The organism is Methanosarcina acetivorans C2A, assembly GCF_000007345.1.
GTDB classification, from domain to species: Archaea; Halobacteriota; Methanosarcinia; order Methanosarcinales; family Methanosarcinaceae; genus Methanosarcina; species Methanosarcina acetivorans.
This window is the reverse complement of the sequence record NC_003552.1, coordinates 4827002-4842077: the sequence shown is the minus strand read 5'-3', so window position 1 is coordinate 4842077 and position 15076 is coordinate 4827002. Positions and strand designations below refer to the sequence as shown.

Genomic DNA, 15076 nt, shown 5'->3' with positions numbered 1-15076 from the left:
TGGGACAATGTGAGAACCTCAGAAAATCCAATTCAGATAACTTGCTAGGGTAAGGGTTCCATGGGGAACGTAAAGTGAACCATTGTAAGAGTCGTAAAGTACGGCAAGCGAAATTGGATTGATACGCTTGGACCAAAATGGTACGAAATCAGGCTTTAACGGTTGGTATGACGTTCAAGCAAATGGACAAATGGTTTCCGGCTTATAGATGGCCCCTAAAGAACCCATAATTATTCATGACATAGAACTTGGTAAGCCCTATTTGTTCCCTTCAAAAGGGTAGGAACTTCGTAAGGAGCAACAACGACAAAGAGGGTAGAGGATTCAGTAAAAAGCGAATGCCAATCTTTAATGGATTGGATAGGGGTTCAAACTTTGCCCTGATCCGAAAGGATGCAGACTTACAGATGGTGTTTTCTTGTGTGAACGGAAACAAACTCACGAGTGTAAGATACTCAAAGACACCAATAGGTGAGAGGCTTACAGACATTAATGTTAGTGGGCTGTTATCCAGAATCACAAAATCAGTTATGCAAAATAACTGATGCCTGATGCAGAAAGGGTTTGAAAACACTCGAGCCGTATGAAGGGAAACTTTCACGTACGGTTCCTGGGGGAGAAAGGAGGAGTAATCCTCCCGACTTACCCGACAAACAAACATGAAATTCTTCAGATAGCAGATACAAAGGAATGAAAGTATTTTTCAAATCCCAGTATTTTCATTCCAGGGGATTGTCAGATAATTTCTTTCCCTGTTAAAGAATAAACAACTTAAAAACCCAAATATTCGATTCTTTCAAGTTGTCGCGATCGAAAAAAACAGGTACAGCCCGGAGTCGGTGACAAAACTGAATTTCTTTGAAATTTTTCCGGTATGTATCTGCTCATATATTTGCTATGACCCTCTCAAGCCTTTCTTCTATTTCATCTGCGATTCCGATCAATTCCTTGTTTTCCACAAGCTTGAACATTTCCTTCGGCCTGATTGCTGAGACAACGGTTTCATCGCCGTCTGCATACACGATGACATTACAGGGTAGCAATAGACCTATGTTCATTTCACCTTCAAGGGCATTTTTTGCAAATGGCGGGTTACAGGCACCAAGAATTATATAATCGGTGAAATCGTAATCCAGTTTTTTCTTTAAGGTTTCTTTTACGTCGATCTCGGTGAGAACACCAAAGCCCTCCTTTGCGAGTTCTTTCTTTACCTTTGCAATCGCTTCATCGTATCTCAGATTTGTTCGGGTTGTTATGTCATACATGCTAGGTTCCCCATACATATTCAAAGATATGCTACTTACGTTCATTTTGATTCGCAATGAATCAACTTCATTTTGCCCCATATGTCAATTGGATAAGGTAGTATATAGATTTTAAAATCGGCTCTGTAACTAATTGAAGTGTGGTGACACTTTTTCATTAAATATAGGTATTCAAGTTTTTTTGACTTTTCCCGGATTTTTTGATTCTATTCAAATTTTTTCGGGTTACTTTTACAGGGTTTTTCTCTCCATTTCTCTTCTATTATTTTTCTTTTCAATTCCCGCTTTGAATATCAATGAAAATTGATATGCGACTTTCTGTGTTTTATAAACTGAGATTGTAGAATTGAGTGGAGGAATAAAGTGCCATTCATGAACGAAATACTGCCTGATACTGCCGAAGCCTTTGGAAAACTGAGAGATTCTATCTTTGAGGGTGGAGAACTTGATCGCAAGACCAAGGAACTTATAGCCATCGCCTCTTCGGTCCTTATGCGCTGCCAGTACTGTGTTGATGTTCACTCCCAGAGAGCTGCTGCTAACGAGGCAAGCAAAAAGGAGATTGCAGAAGCCATTGCAGTTGCCATGTTTATAGCAGGGGGCTCTCAGCTTGGCTGGACAAATGTTTACGGTGAAAACGTATATGATATTGTGTTTGGAGAGAAAAAGCCTGAGGAGGCTGAAAAAGAGAAAGGGTGCTGCTGCGGAAACTGGAGACGGAACCAAAGAAATAGCTGAACCTTTAAGTTCAGATTCAGCAGTTAGCGACTCGTTAGCTTAATCTCTACTTTTCTGCTTTTTTTCCTCTTCTTTTTTCTACAAGAGCCTCTTCAGAATCTGAATTTTTCCCTGTTCTTTTCCATGATCTTCACAAGAGAAAGCATGACAGGAACTTCCACAAGGACTCCCACAACGGTTGCAAGAGCTGCTCCTGATTCCATTCCGAACAGGATTAAAGCCACCGCCACCGCCAGTTCAAAGAAATTACTGGCGCCGATGAAGGTCGAAGGCGCAGCTTCCCTATAGGGAATTTTCAGGTATTTTGCTCCTGCATACCCGATCCCGAAGATCAGGTAAGTCTGCAGTACCAGAGGGATCGCGATCAGGAGAATATGCAGGGGGTAATTTATGATGTTGTCCCCCTGAAAGATAAAAATAAGAATCAGAGTTATTAAAAGGCCGGCAGGGGTAACCCACTGGATTTTTCGGATTAGCCGGTCTTCAAACCAGGTAATACCTTTTTTCCTTATCACTACCTGCCTTGTCAGCACGGCAAGGCCGAGAGGAATTGCCACATAAAACAGGACCGAGAAGAAGATTGTCATGAGAGGGACCGGAAAATCGGTTGTGACCCCAAGGAGAAACTTCCCCAGTGGAGCAAACAGCACCAGAATAATAAGGTCGTTTACCGAGACCTGAATCAAAGCATAGTTAATATTGGCTCTCGCAAGGTAAGTCCAGACCAGAACCATAGCCGTACAGGGAGCAAGCCCGAGCAGGATCATACCTGCGATATACTGCGCTTGGAGGTCAGCAGGGATCAGGGCTTCAAAGATCATGCGCATAAAGAGCCATGCCACAAAAGCCATTGTAAAAGGCTTGATTGCCCAGTTTACGATAAGAGTTAAAAGGAGAGGCTTTAAATTTGCCTCAACATTCAGGATTTCTTCAAAATTAATCTTCAGCATGATGGGATACATCATAACCAGAAGTACGAATGCTACCGGAATTGAGACATTTGCAATCTCAATGCCACCAAGGGCGTCCGCAAAACCTGGAAAAAGGTAACCAATCGCAGTTCCGACTAGAATACAGACTGCAACCCAGACCGAGAGATATTTGCTGAAGAAATCAAGCTCCCTTTCCTCCTCTTCAGGCATATGCTTCTCCTTCATCCCACTCTTCTTCTTCGAACTCTTTGCTTGCAGGGACGATCAGTACGGGCTTTGTAGTCTTCCGGAGTACGTTTTCGGCCGTGCTTCCGAGTAGAAGGTCCGTTAAAGTTCCCTTTCCGCGGGCAGTCAGCATTATCAGGGTGACATCTTCTATGTCGGCAAACTTGACTATCTCATCGGACGGGATGCCTTCAACGACAAGGTACTGGCTTCTTATACCTTCAAGCCGCTCCTTTATTTTTCGGAGCTTTTCCTTTGCCTCTTCTCTCTGTTCATCCAGCAAGTCCATATCTTTTATGTTATCTATTACATACAGGAACAGAACTTCTTTCACGATCCCTTTTAATTCCTGAAGCTGTTCTATTGCCTTCATTGCCTCTTTTGAAAAGTCGAGAGGTACAAGAATCCTGGAGAACGTCGCCCGGCAGGTCTTCTCATAAACCTCCTTTCCTTCTTTCATAGCTCCATACTTTTCAACCAGCAATATTTTCTTTGAACTGCGCGCTATATATTCCGTAGTTCTTCCGAGAAGCTTCCCCTTTATGAAGCCTTCAGTGGTGGCTCCCATTATTATTGCATCAACCTCTTCCCGGTCTGCGATCTCCGTAATCGTCCTTCTGACGTCTCCTATCACTACCAGAGGTTCGGTTTCAAGTTCGAGTTCCCTGGCAAAATTTGCATAATCTTCAATCCTGTCTTTTGCATTCCGTTCAAACATAGGGGCAAGCCCCTGGCTTTTATGTATGTCAACTACATGCAGCAGGATAACTTTCTTCAAGCCGGCGTTTTTAAGTTCCCCTATGCAGCCGAGCAAATCTTCCGTTTCGATGGTAAAATCCGCAGGAACAAGTACTGTGTTTATCATCTGCTGACAAGGCCCCCCTTTCGCTCCAGTTACTTTCCAGGGCTTACTTTTCTGCACCCTGTAGCTTTCTGCTGACTTCAGTTTATAATTATGGCTTTATTACTAATAGCTTGATGCACCGAAGTAAAAAAAGAAGATCTGTTTTTAAATGGGGTGGCATTTCAAAAGGAGAACGATTCTCAAAAGAAGGATCGTCTTCAAAATAAAGAACTTTTTTAAGCGAAAAAATGCGGGAATAAGCTTCTGCCCAGAAATTCAAGATATTAAGGGTTCAGAGCCGTATCCTTAATCCTAAGAAAAACCTCAGACTTCATCAAAATCGATACTGAGGCTTCCTGCTTTTTTTGCCAGGGACTTTGCTATAAAACCGCTTTCAAGCTTGCAGAGGTTAAGCACTCCGCAGGGCACCAGACAGTTAGAACAGCATTTTGCCTCTTTGGCCCTGTCTATCACATAGTTATCCTTGATATCCATGGTTTCCATCATGGGAACTTCAAGATGCGAGATCTTCTTTATTTTTTCACACGGAGTTTCGATATCCACAATAATGTTTCCGCCTTTCATGCTCCCGCGGAGTTTGTGTGTAAAGTCGCATATTGAGGAGTTGACAGTAATTTCAGCCATATGAATACCTCAATTCGTTTTTGATTTCAACTTTCAGGTATCTGGACAGCTATTAATTAAGCCTTTCCCATACTCCTGTGTCTTCATGGTAAAATAACTCCAGTCCTGGTCTGCCCGGTTCAGAGTCTTCATTCAACCCATTTCCGGATTTCTTTTTCATCAGGGACTTTGCCTGCAAGCTTAACTTCTCCATCAACCACGACTGCAGGAGTTACCATCACACCGTAGTTCAGGATTGTTTCAATATTCTCAACTTTTACTACTTCGGCTTTCTTTCCGGTTTCAGCAAGGACTTTCTCGATAGCTTCCTTTGTTTTCTTACATTTTGCACAGCCTGTACCAAGGATTTCAATCTTCATATTTTTCACCTTCGTTGATTTCAGAATTTTGATTTTAGAATTTGGATTGTAGGATTTGAGGTTCAGGATTTAGGGCAGAACAACATTAGCATTGTCCAACGTTGGTGTTACAGCAGTATGTTAAACATGTATCCCGTAAAGATGATCGAAAGCGCCACAATTGAAACAAAGATTGCAATCAACTCCTTCTTCAGCACCTTTTTGAGGATAACCATTTCAGGCAAAGATACGGCTGTGACCGACATGAGGAAGGCCAGCGAGGTTCCTATGGGGAGCCCCTTTCCAATCAGGCTTTCCATAATGGGGATCATGCCCATGACGTTTGAGTACAGGGGGACCCCGATAAGGACGGCAAACGGAACTGCAAGCAAATTGTCCTTCCCTGCGTATTTTTCGAGGATGCCTTCCGGAGCATACCCGTGGAAGATACCCCCAATGCTGACTCCTATTATCACGTAAATCCAGACCCTTCCTACGATGTCTTTAACACCTTCGAAAGCAGTTCTGGCTCTCTCTTTCACAGTCATTTTTTCTTGTTCGGATGCCTGTTTTCCGACTTTTATTTTGTAGACGAATTCTTCAACATATCTTTCAAGCTTCAGGAAGCCGATCATATAGCCTCCGAATACTCCGAGTACAATCCCCGAAACGACATAAATTACAGTTGCTTTCAAGCCAAGGGTTGCCCAGAGGACGGCTACGGCTGCTTCGTTTACCAGAGGGGAGGTAATCAGGAAGGAAAAAGTTACTCCAAGAGGAACCCCTGCCTCCACAAACCCGATAAAGAGGGGCACTGAGGAACATGAACAGAACGGAGAAACCGTTCCTATCAGAGAAGCTATCAGGTGGTAGCGAAGTCCTTTCTTTCCCCCGAGCACCTTTCTGGTTTTTTCCGGGGTGATATAAGTCCTGAGGTAGGAGATCGCAAAAATCATCACGGAAAGCAGGACGAAGATTTTTAACACGTCATATATGATGAAGTTGACACTGGCTGCAAGGTGAGTAGTCGGTGCAATCCCGAAAACCTCGTATGTCAGTTTGTCTGCAATCCATTGCAGAGGATAAAAGATATCAGCCATTTTAAGTTCCTTCCTTTCTGTTTATTTTTGCTCGTTTTGGATACTCAGTTCTCATCCAATTGAATCAATATATATTGATATATTGTTTTTTTGATATAAACCTGTCGCTTTGATGAAGCTTTTTATGAAAATACTTGAGTCAGGACCCGAATCTCTTATCACAGCAAAATCTCAAAATAGGTCGGGTTCAATATCTTATTCTATATATTCCGTATATTCTGAATACAAAAAAGGACTTTCACAGTAAGCTGGGAGAAAATTTTAACTGAGGTTTTAAAATGGTTATATGTTCTATCTGCGGGAAGGATGAATATTCGTTGCTGAAAGTAAAGCACAGAGAACTTGGCACAGTAAAGCTCTGTTTTGAATGCTGGGAAGTGGAGAGAGGAAACCAGAACATTCTTCCTTCATGCAGGGGCGACTGTGACTGTTGCCGTTATTAATCCCGATCTTGATCTTCCCCGGCACATACGGGCTCGTATGGAATTTGGTACGTGGGAGTTGATATGCGGGATGGGATTGATGCGGGAGTTGCCTGATTATTGGAACGGAACTGAAATAAGGACTGAAAAATAGTAAGGATCCATAAAAAGGTCTAAGAAATGGAAACGGGCTGAAGGACAAAAAGGACTAAATTATTAAAAAAACTCCAAAAATGGCTAAATTACTAAAAAAGCGCCAAAAAGGACTAACGGACTGAAATGAAACTTATTCTTCTACTATTTTCATAATTTCCCGGATTTTTTCATTATCTATGGAATAAAGCCTCATTTTTCCGTCCTTTCTGACCTTAATGATGCCCCAATCCTGCAGTTTTGCCAGGTGCATCGAGGTGTTGGACTGGGTCTTGCCTATGAGGTCAGGAATCTCACAGGCGCATCGCTCCCCTTTAAGCAGGACCTTGATGATTTTGTACCGCGTTTCTTCACTTAAGGCTTTGAAGAGCTGTACGTTTTCTTCATCGCTCATATCAATGAATAATGATATGTTTGGATATATAGTTTTCTGAATTTTGATTGGTGGAAAATCGGTGAATTTTAGCAGAAGATGAAATCACAATATAAATTACGATAAAATGAAGGCAAAGATAAGATGAAAATTACGATAAAATGAAGATGAAAATAAAATGAAAATAAAATGAAAATAAAATGAAAAAAGGTTGGGATTATTCGGACTGCAGGATCTCCAGAACTTTTCCAAGGACTTCTGCGACCTCTTCGTCCTTAAGATCCCTGTCTTTTGTTTTCTTAATTCCGAGGTCGGAAATTACTATCTGGCGGTCAACCCTGAAACCTGCCAGTTCCATGGTTTTGGTTGCGCAGTTTACCGGGCAGCCGTCGATGGTCATAATCCTGTCGGAAGATTCGGCGGATTTCATGAGTCCGGGAGCTCGAGCACCTATACCTACGGTACACATCAGGTTTCCTATTCCCTGTTTTTCGAGTTCGATTGCAATTTTATTTGAGAGCTGGCCGACATTTGCCGCTCCCACACAGGGGAAAATTGCCACATTTGCCGAACCACACGCACATTTTGTTTCTTCTGCCATTTTTTTCACACTACCTTAATCTGGTTTTAATTCTCAATTTTAATCATCGATTTCGATTTTCTATTTTAATTTTCAATTTCAATTTGGATTTCTATTGGTTTTTCAGGCCGTTTTGTTGTCTGTTATTTTGTAATCCATTTCTTGATGTCTTCTACACTCGGGACCTTGCCTGCTATTTTAACATCGCCATCAATCACAAGGGCAGGGGTGACCATGACCCCGTATTCCAGGATTTTGTCAAAGTCTTCTACCTTGACGATTTCCGCATCCACGCCCGTTTCTTTAACGGCTTTTTCTGCCAGTTCTTTGGTCTTGTTACACTTTGCACAACCTGAACCCAGTACTTCGATTCTCATTGTTTCACCTTGTTAATTTGATTCTGTTAATATGGTACTTTATATAGTAGCTTTATATGGTTATTTAAAACTCATTAGGACTCTATCTTATTTGATTCGACCGAACTCCCTTCATGCGAACATGCTCCCGAAAACGTAGCCTGAAAAGGTTGCAATCAAAACTACAAGGCAGATGTAAGTCATGCCTTTTTTTACGCCCATTATCCTGTTGATCACGATCATGTTAGGAAGGCTGAGTGCAGGGCCTGCAAGGAGCATGGCAAGGGAAGGGCCTGCCCCCATTCCGAGCAAGGTCAGGGCTTTGATGATTGGCACTTCCGTGAGGGTTGAGAAATACATAAGGGCTCCTGCTATGGAAGAGATGAAGTTTGAAGTCAGAGAATTTCCGCCCACAAAAGCTGCTACATACTCTTTGGGGAGCACAACGACCGCAATCCCTGCGAAGAACACTCCCAGCAGGAGCAGGGGGGTAATTTGCTTTATCAGGAACCAGGTTTCTCCCATCCAGCTGTTGATCTCTTCTTTTGAGAACCACCTGTATGAGAGATATGCAGTAAGTCCGATCAGGGGAGCCCAGGCAAGTATCTGGAACGTGTACTTCCAGCCCCAGGAGGACATCAATTCTGGGGCTATGAGGACGACGATGAGCAGGACGAAAAGTTGAACGCTGTGTTTGTGCTCTGCTTCTCCGAAGGTTTTTATGGGCTTTCTTTCCGTGTCTTTCCTTTCATAGGCAAGAGACATTATTATGCCCACAAGTACGGAAAGGGTCACTGCTGCAAAAGCCCGTGCTGCTCCCAGGTCATATCCCAGGATCTTTGCAGTGTAGACAATTGCAAGGATATTGATTGCAGGGGCCGAAAACAAAAATGTGGTTGCAGGGCCTATACCTGCTCCTCGCTTGTAAATTCCTGCAAAAAGGGGAAGGACCGTGCAGCTGCAGACCGCAAGTAAGCAACCTGAAACCGCAGCTACCGTATAAGAGACATATTTGGGGGCATCCGCTCCGAAGAACTTCAACACCGATTCCTTGGAAAAGAGGGAGGCAATCGCACCAGCCAGAAAAAAGGCCGGTACAAGGCACATCAGCACATGGAGCGCCAGGTACTCCTGCACGGACTGAAGCCCTACTGATATGAGATAAGTGAGATAATCAAGAGTCATTTTTCCACCAGGGAGGATTTTCCAGATTTATCCTGTTATTTCAAATCTATTTGAAAAAACCTATATAAAATTTCCTATTTCAAATATATTTGAAATAATTTTCCTTTCCAGTCTATATTCACCCTCGTGTTTTCAACTCTTTAAACCCAGTTTACATTCTTCTGGAGTTTAAGAGCTGATGTTGCTGTTTATTCTCTTCAAAACTGCTGTTTATTCTTTTAGGGCTGTTGTTGTTTATTCTCTTCAGAACTGGATTTTCGGTAAAACGGCTCCCTTGACATTTATGGTCTGATAGACACCTTGATAATTCTTCTCGAAGTCTCAATTATCTATTACTGGCCAAGAAAGGAGGATGCTGCATGATTGAGCTGGGAGTCTCCCTTTGTCCTTTTTTCCTGGCCGCCCTGTTTGAAATAAGAGGCGGATATCTGATCTGTTTGTGGTTAAGGAATAATATGAGAGCAGTATTCGGGCCTCTGGGTAGATTGATGTTAGCTGTCTGCGGAATCATTCCAACCTTTCAGCCATCACATTTCGGCAGAGTTTATGCTGCACACGGAGGGATTTTCATTGTTTTCTCTCTGATCTGGGATCTTTTTGTCGATAAGAAGATACCTGACAGATATGATCATAGGGGTAATAATAACGTTTGTGGATGTTTTCATTATGTTTTACGTCTCTCGCTAATAGGTCGATACAGTGTCATCAGCTTCTGTAATTTTCAGACTCCCCGGCAAAGAATATCTGATTTCTTTTTGTCAAGATCCATAAAACACAATTTTTACCTTTTCTTCTGTAACCAAACCCTCGGTAATTATTTCGTCTAACTTCGGCCTGATCTTAGCAATATTTTCTTCTGTATCAGCAACTTCAATGAGTATTGGCAGGTCGGTTGATAAGCGAAGTATAGAGGTCGTATGAATGTAGCTCTGTTTCCCAAAACCTGTAATTCCTCTAAAAACAGTTGCTCCTGCTATTCCTTCTTCTTTAAGCATCTCAACTATATGCATATATAGCGGCTTGCCTTTGTGTTTATCAGACTCTCCTATGAATATCCTCAGTAGTATTGCTGACGACTCTTTTTTCATTTAATCCCCCTCAGGTATGCGGCTAAATTCAAGGCTGAAATCTTTCCTAAATATACTGCAAATATGGAAAATAATACCGTTGCCACTATATTCATTGTTAATTGCATTAATTTTGAACTTTCTAATAATCTGAATGATTCGTAACTAAATGTTGATAATGTTGTAAAGGCACCTAGCAAACCGATTGTCAGGAGTATTCTTGTTTCTTCGCTAAACAGTCCTTGGTATTCAGAAAGATACATGACCAAACCTAAAAAGAAACTCCCCACGATGTTTACAACCAAAGTACCTAACGGAAAATTAACAAAACTGTTCTGCACCCACCCACTTAAGGAATATCTCAGGACGGCGCCTATAAAACCACCTATGCCTATTAATAGAATTGTATACATGTCAACACCATGATAGTTGTGTAGAAGTCATCAGCATAAGCGGTTTTGACAATTATCAGGGTGGACCTCATCACCATTGTTACAGAGGTTTAATGATGGTGAAATAGTTTACGCAAAAATAATGGTCTGTACAAAACTTTACTCTTTCTCTTTGCTTATGCAAATTTATCTCTAACTATGTCGTGCTTAAGGCTTGTAGCTTTCCATTTTTATAGAGTAGAGATCTTTATCTCATAAAAACCGAATAAGGCGGAAAGAATCAAACATGGTTCAGCTATTCAAATCAATAGATTTCGGAATGATAACTCTGAATAGGTCGAAAATGGAGTATGGATTAACCTGGTAAATCCGTATGAAAGAGAAAGCTCTTATGTTGCGGAAAATATGTGCCTTCCTGTTGAACACATTAAAGCTGCCCTTCTTGATGAAGAAGAACATGAAAGAATAGAAGTCGAGGTGATGCACTGCTGTGTTGATAGATACTCCTGTGCCAAATCTCCTAATTTCAAAACTTTTTATTTTCCTCTTCCTTTTCGAATAAATACTTCCTGTTTATAGAATCCTTACCTTTTGCCTTCCTCACCCTTCTCTTTTTCTTCTTTCTTTCCTGTTCTCTCCCTTTCTTCTCCGCATCTGGTAATTTTTAATTTCATATTCTTGTGATTATTTGCTAATAAAAACGAAATATATATGTATTACAATTAATTAAATAAGAAAAGTAAGGTATTTTATGTGAATATTTTTGTTTATGTACTAATTTAGCCCGCGACCCCGATGCGTATCATATTTTCCGGAGCAGTATATTAGATGACTGAATATACGAAACTGCATAATATTTTCAAAAGGATAGGGTGGGAAGAAGTTGAGGGTTTTTCTGAGCTGAATAAAATCTTCATTATTGCGTCACTTGCACAGGACACACCGCTGATGTTTCTTGACGAACCCACCACAGCCCTTGATTTTCAGAACCAGATGCATATCTGGGAAATCATGTGTGAGATCGCAGAAGAGGAAAAAGCAATCCTAGCCTGCAGCCACGATCCCAACCATGTCGCGTGGTTCTGTGACCGTGTAGTGGTCATGGCTGATGGCACTGTTATCTCAAATGGCAAGCCGAAGGAGGTCATTACAGAAGAGGGGCTGGGCAGAATTTACGAAAATACCTGTACTGTCCGATCAATGGCTGACACTCAGATGGTTATTCCCCTCTGTATTGCTGCCGGCGACTGCAGTGCTTCGGAAAAAACGACGACGATCTGATAAAATGACAATGATCCATATGCTGCTCACGAATTCAAGGTCAGCAGCCAAGTTATACAGAGTCTGGAAGGAGAAAAAAGAAATGGATATTCACGAGATTGACTGGAACGAGGTCTGGAAAGACCTCCACGAGCAGAACCTTTCCAGAAGAAGGAAAGGAGAGTGTGCATCAATATGGGAATCCCGGGAGAGTGCCCTTGAATTTCTCGAGCGTTCAAACAAAAACCCTCAAAGAGTTGCCAAGGTCTTTTCCGATCTGGGAGTAGGACCTGCTTCCAGAGTGCTTGATGTCGGAGCCGGGCCTGGAACCCTTGCAGTGCCTCTTGCCTCCCGCTGTGCCCACGTGACTGCCGTGGAACCTGCTGCAGGCATGGTTGAGGTCATGAAGGAGTTCGCCCAAAAAGAAGGGGTTGAGAACCTGGAGATCGTTTCAAAGCGGTGGGAAGACATCGACCCTGCAGAACTTTCGGGTCCTTATGACGTCGTATTTGCTTCATACTCCCTGGGAATGCCGGACATCCGTGCCGCCGTGGAAAAGATGTGTAAACTGGCAACAAAGCGCGTTTGTCTCTACTGGTTTTTGGGAAGTTCCCCCTGGGAACAGTGGATGATTGACCTCTGGCCAGCCCTGCACGGTCAGGAATACCGTTCCGGGCCAAAGGCCGACGTGCTTTTCCATGTCCTCTATGACATGGGAATCTACCCGAATATGGAAACGTTACAGTTGTTGTATACCCGCACATTCCCCGACTTTGATGCGGCTGTCGAGAACTTCAAGCGGGAATACCATGTTGAGACAGATGCCCAGGAAAAAATACTCAGGGAATATCTCTCTTCCGTCCTGAAGAAAGAAGGAGGCGAATTCGTTCTTTCCGAAAATTCAATGCGCGTAAAACTCTGGTGGGAGGTGGACCAGTGCGCTTAATTCCCTTTTTTGCCCTCGTCAGTGTACTCCTTACAGCTCTTCTTGTCTCGGGATGTGTCGACACTGCGGAAACTTCTTCAAGTTCCGACCTCTCTGATTCCTAACTCTCCAGTTCCGCTTCCTCTGGCCCCGATTCATCCACTCTGGTGCAGTATCGCACGGTTACCGACATGCGGGGAAAGGAGGTCGTTATCCCCTCAGAACCGCAAAAGATTGTTGCCATCAGCAGGTCGTTAATTGATACCACGATGTATACCTTCGGGGTAGAAGACCGGATCGTAGGAGGTAGCGTGTATGATAAACCGCTTCAGACGGGCCAGTACGTGTGGAAAGGAACCGATTATACGGTGAACACCTGAATAGGTAAAATCCTCAACCCAGGGCTTGACAACGTTACGAATGTGGGAGGTTTCGGTGTTTCCTATGGTCCTCCTAACGTGGAGACAATCGCATCCCTCAACCCTGATCTCCTCATTCTCCGGTGCCTTGAGGATCAGGACGAGAACACGGAGAAGTTTCTCCCAGATAGAGGCATAGAGGCGATGGAGAGGCGATGGGCATCTCTGTTGTGGTGCTGAAGTACCTTCCTGTTACGAAGAACCCAGTGTGGAAACCATGTACTAAGAAATAAGGCTACTGGGTGATGTTTTTGGAAAAGAGGACGAAGCAGAAAAGATCGTGGAGACTGTCAGTTCGCATGTGGAGTTCATTCGCAGCCGGACGGCCGATATCCCTGAGGAGGAGAAAAAATGGGTGCTGTACTTCGGCGCTCCTACATGGGCTAAAGACAAAGGTGGGGCAGGTTACGCTTTCGGCTCAGGATCAACCGAGGTGGCTATGATGGCAGAAATTATCAATTCCTGCAGCGTGTATATCGAACCCGGCATGAACATGGTTTCCGCTGAGCAGATACTTTCCCTTGACCCGGACAAGATCATTTTGTGCACCTGGAGTGGATACCACCCGCGCCAGCTCTATGAAGATTCCCAGTACAGCACCATCCAGGAACTTCTGGCACTCCGGGAAGTTTACTCTCTCGCAGCCACACCCTGCAAATCCGAAAGGCTCGAATTTCCGATCAACCTGATGATCGAGGCAAAAGCCGTTTATTCCGGGTGCTTTTCCGACGTGGAACTCGAACCCTGGATACGGGACTATCTCGTTGAGCTCTACGGCACCAACGAAACCAAAACGGATGAACTCATGGACGCTCTGATGCTGGAATATCTGGAGATTGTCTGACTCTGCTTCCGAATTACGGTGGCAATAATGTCCGGAAAATTAAACCTTGATCATCAGGTTCTGAAAATTGCTTCGGAAAGCAATGTTGGGAAATCAGGTCTGGTAAAAAGTTTGTGAAATTTAGCCTGCAGTTAAGGAATGGGAAGTAGAGGGGGAAAATAGAGAAAAGAATACTTCATTCTTCTCTACTTTATTCCGTTATCCATTTCCTGATTTCTTCAGGGGCCGGCATCTTGCCTGCGACCTTGACATCCCCGTCAACCACAAGGTCTGGAATGATCATGATTCCGTAATTAAGGATCTCATCAAAGTCTTCACCTTGACGACTTAGGCATCCACGCCAGTTTCCTTTACGCCTGTTTTTTGTTAAGTAATTAGGTCAAATTTGAAATATGTTCTGCATTGCTCATGTCACCAGGCTTCCGTAGATCAAACCCGAAAAGGTTGCGATCAGCACAACCAGGGAGATATAGAGTGCCGCACACTTCGGCTTCATGATCCTGTTGGTTACGATCATGTTTGGGAGGCTGAGGACCATGCCTGCAAGGAGCATTGCCAGGGAGGGGGCCTTTTCCCATGCCGAGCTTCGACGCTGCTGTTCATATCAATAAAGGCATCCGTGTATGAGTGTGTTTTTATTTCCCCGCTTCTTTTTTCGCCTCTTTTGCCACGTTTTTAATCATTTCCCCGACCATCGTTGCTTTTTCGCAGTGAGACGCTTCTTTTGGTTTGCAGTTTATGAGGACGCTCATCAGTTTGTCCGCGGTCTTATAAAATTTCATATCTTCGAGCCTGACCAGAACGTCGGACAGGTTTTCGCTAAATTCCCTGCATTTTTCGTGGTCGCAGACTGCCTGCTCGTGCAGCCGGCTCACCCGTTCCAACTCCTCGATAACCTCACGTGGGAGCTTTTCAGCCATATAAAACAGTCCTGTACGGTGAACTTATATTATTGAAACTTTTTATCTTCCGGGCTAAGGTAAAAATACACGTTAGAACCTGTAAAGTCCGTT

General features: G+C 43.3%; 22 protein-coding genes and 1 riboswitch. Of the genes, 6 read left to right on the top strand and 16 right to left on the bottom strand.

Translation table 11 applies throughout. From position 1 onward, the window contains the following. Nucleotides 1-884 precede the first annotated feature (884 nt). Complete coding sequence (locus MA_RS20595; RefSeq protein WP_048065851.1) at nt 885-1265, bottom strand: DUF302 domain-containing protein; 381 nt, start codon at nt 1263-1265, stop codon at nt 885-887. Between the two features lie 363 nt (nt 1266-1628). Between MA_RS20595 and MA_RS20590 the strand changes: the two genes are divergently transcribed. Further along, nucleotides 1629-2003 (top strand): carboxymuconolactone decarboxylase family protein, encoded by a 375-nt coding sequence (locus MA_RS20590; protein ID WP_011023842.1) that lies wholly within the window; start codon nt 1629-1631, stop codon nt 2001-2003. A gap of 92 nt (nt 2004-2095) precedes the next feature. Here the strand turns inward: MA_RS20590 and arsB are convergent, their stop codons facing one another. The 5 genes from arsB to MA_RS20565 all read right to left on the bottom strand — a co-directional run bounded on the left by arsB (nt 2096) and on the right by MA_RS20565 (nt 6087). Further along, nucleotides 2096-3145 carry an ACR3 family arsenite efflux transporter gene (gene arsB / locus MA_RS20585; RefSeq protein ID WP_157860358.1) on the bottom strand — a complete coding sequence of 350 codons (1050 nt, stop codon included), beginning with the start codon at nt 3143-3145 and terminating at the stop codon, nt 2096-2098. Further along, complete coding sequence (locus tag MA_RS20580) at nt 3138-4025, bottom strand: universal stress protein (RefSeq protein WP_048066553.1); 888 nt, start codon at nt 4023-4025, stop codon at nt 3138-3140. Before MA_RS20580 ends, arsB begins: the two co-directional genes overlap by 8 nt. 303 nt (nt 4026-4328) lie before the next feature. Further along, nucleotides 4329-4649 (bottom strand): DUF6951 family protein, encoded by a 321-nt coding sequence (locus tag MA_RS20575; RefSeq protein ID WP_011023839.1) that lies wholly within the window; start codon nt 4647-4649, stop codon nt 4329-4331. Between the two features lie 128 nt (nt 4650-4777). Next, the gene (locus MA_RS20570) at nt 4778-5008 is read right to left on the bottom strand and encodes a thioredoxin family protein (protein WP_048065850.1); all 231 of its coding nucleotides are present in this window, start codon (nt 5006-5008) and stop codon (nt 4778-4780) included. 107 nt (nt 5009-5115) lie between these two features. After that, nucleotides 5116-6087, bottom strand: coding sequence for a permease (locus MA_RS20565; RefSeq protein WP_011023837.1), 972 nt, complete (start codon nt 6085-6087; stop codon nt 5116-5118). Between the two features lie 278 nt (nt 6088-6365). On the opposite strand from MA_RS20565, the gene MA_RS28100 reads away from it, so the two are divergent. Then, entirely contained in the window at nt 6366-6530 is a 165-nt protein-coding gene (locus tag MA_RS28100; RefSeq protein WP_162829684.1) for a hypothetical protein, read from the top strand. Nucleotides 6531-6795: 265 nt separating this feature from the next. Here MA_RS28100 and MA_RS20560 read toward each other — a convergent pair whose 3' ends face one another. The 4 genes from MA_RS20560 to MA_RS20545 form a co-directional block, all read right to left on the bottom strand. Next, the gene (locus MA_RS20560; RefSeq protein ID WP_011023836.1) at nt 6796-7056 is read right to left on the bottom strand and encodes an ArsR/SmtB family transcription factor; all 261 of its coding nucleotides are present in this window, start codon (nt 7054-7056) and stop codon (nt 6796-6798) included. A 196-nt stretch (nt 7057-7252) separates the two neighbouring features. After that, entirely contained in the window at nt 7253-7636 is a 384-nt protein-coding gene (locus MA_RS20555) for a putative zinc-binding protein (RefSeq protein ID WP_048065848.1), read from the bottom strand. Nucleotides 7637-7758: 122 nt separating this feature from the next. Continuing rightward, nucleotides 7759-7992 (bottom strand): thioredoxin family protein, encoded by a 234-nt coding sequence (locus MA_RS20550; RefSeq protein WP_011023834.1) that lies wholly within the window; start codon nt 7990-7992, stop codon nt 7759-7761. Between the two features lie 111 nt (nt 7993-8103). Then, complete coding sequence (locus MA_RS20545) at nt 8104-9156, bottom strand: permease (RefSeq protein ID WP_011023833.1); 1053 nt, start codon at nt 9154-9156, stop codon at nt 8104-8106. A 359-nt stretch (nt 9157-9515) separates the two neighbouring features. On the opposite strand from MA_RS20545, the gene MA_RS29680 reads away from it, so the two are divergent. Beyond that, the gene (locus MA_RS29680; protein WP_011023832.1) at nt 9516-9983 is read left to right on the top strand and encodes a YnfA family protein; all 468 of its coding nucleotides are present in this window, start codon (nt 9516-9518) and stop codon (nt 9981-9983) included. Here the strand turns inward: MA_RS29680 and MA_RS20540 are convergent. Both MA_RS20540 and crcB read right to left on the bottom strand, forming a co-directional pair. After that, on the bottom strand, nt 9915-10244 hold the full coding sequence (locus MA_RS20540; RefSeq protein ID WP_011023831.1) for a DUF190 domain-containing protein: 330 nt from the start codon (nt 10242-10244) through the stop codon (nt 9915-9917). The genes MA_RS29680 and MA_RS20540 overlap by 69 nt on opposite strands. Beyond that, a complete protein-coding gene (crcB, locus tag MA_RS20535; RefSeq protein WP_011023830.1) occupies nt 10241-10636 on the bottom strand; it encodes a fluoride efflux transporter CrcB in 396 nt (131 codons plus the stop codon). Before crcB ends, MA_RS20540 begins: the two co-directional genes overlap by 4 nt. 14 nt (nt 10637-10650) lie before the next feature. Next, nucleotides 10651-10720, bottom strand: a riboswitch (Fluoride riboswitch). A 723-nt stretch (nt 10721-11443) separates the two neighbouring features. On the opposite strand from crcB, the gene MA_RS20530 reads away from it, so the two are divergent. Continuing rightward, nucleotides 11444-11896 (top strand): ABC transporter ATP-binding protein, encoded by a 453-nt coding sequence (locus MA_RS20530; RefSeq protein WP_011023829.1) that lies wholly within the window; start codon nt 11444-11446, stop codon nt 11894-11896. A gap of 82 nt (nt 11897-11978) precedes the next feature. Further along, nucleotides 11979-12821, top strand: coding sequence for a class I SAM-dependent methyltransferase (locus tag MA_RS20525; RefSeq protein ID WP_048066550.1), 843 nt, complete (start codon nt 11979-11981; stop codon nt 12819-12821). 100 nt (nt 12822-12921) lie between these two features. Here the strand turns inward: MA_RS20525 and MA_RS29030 are convergent, their stop codons facing one another. Next, entirely contained in the window at nt 12922-13068 is a 147-nt protein-coding gene (locus MA_RS29030) for a hypothetical protein (RefSeq protein WP_226990671.1), read from the bottom strand. Between the two features lie 380 nt (nt 13069-13448). Here MA_RS29030 and MA_RS29025 point away from each other — a divergent pair, with 380 nt between their 5' ends. Next, nucleotides 13449-14063 carry an ABC transporter substrate-binding protein gene (locus MA_RS29025; RefSeq protein ID WP_226990900.1) on the top strand — a complete coding sequence of 205 codons (615 nt, stop codon included), beginning with the start codon at nt 13449-13451 and terminating at the stop codon, nt 14061-14063. Nucleotides 14064-14253: 190 nt separating this feature from the next. On the opposite strand, the gene MA_RS29020 is transcribed toward MA_RS29025, so the two are convergent. The 3 genes from MA_RS29020 to MA_RS20510 all read right to left on the bottom strand — a co-directional run bounded on the left by MA_RS29020 (nt 14254) and on the right by MA_RS20510 (nt 14983). Beyond that, a complete protein-coding gene (locus tag MA_RS29020) occupies nt 14254-14346 on the bottom strand; it encodes a thioredoxin family protein (protein ID WP_248698059.1) in 93 nt (30 codons plus the stop codon). Between the two features lie 123 nt (nt 14347-14469). Continuing rightward, nucleotides 14470-14616: a hypothetical protein gene (locus MA_RS29015; protein ID WP_083755962.1), complete on the bottom strand. Its 147-nt coding sequence runs from the start codon at nt 14614-14616 to the stop codon at nt 14470-14472. Between the two features lie 82 nt (nt 14617-14698). Next, complete coding sequence (locus MA_RS20510; protein WP_011023825.1) at nt 14699-14983, bottom strand: hypothetical protein; 285 nt, start codon at nt 14981-14983, stop codon at nt 14699-14701. Nucleotides 14984-15076: the final 93 nt, after the last annotated feature.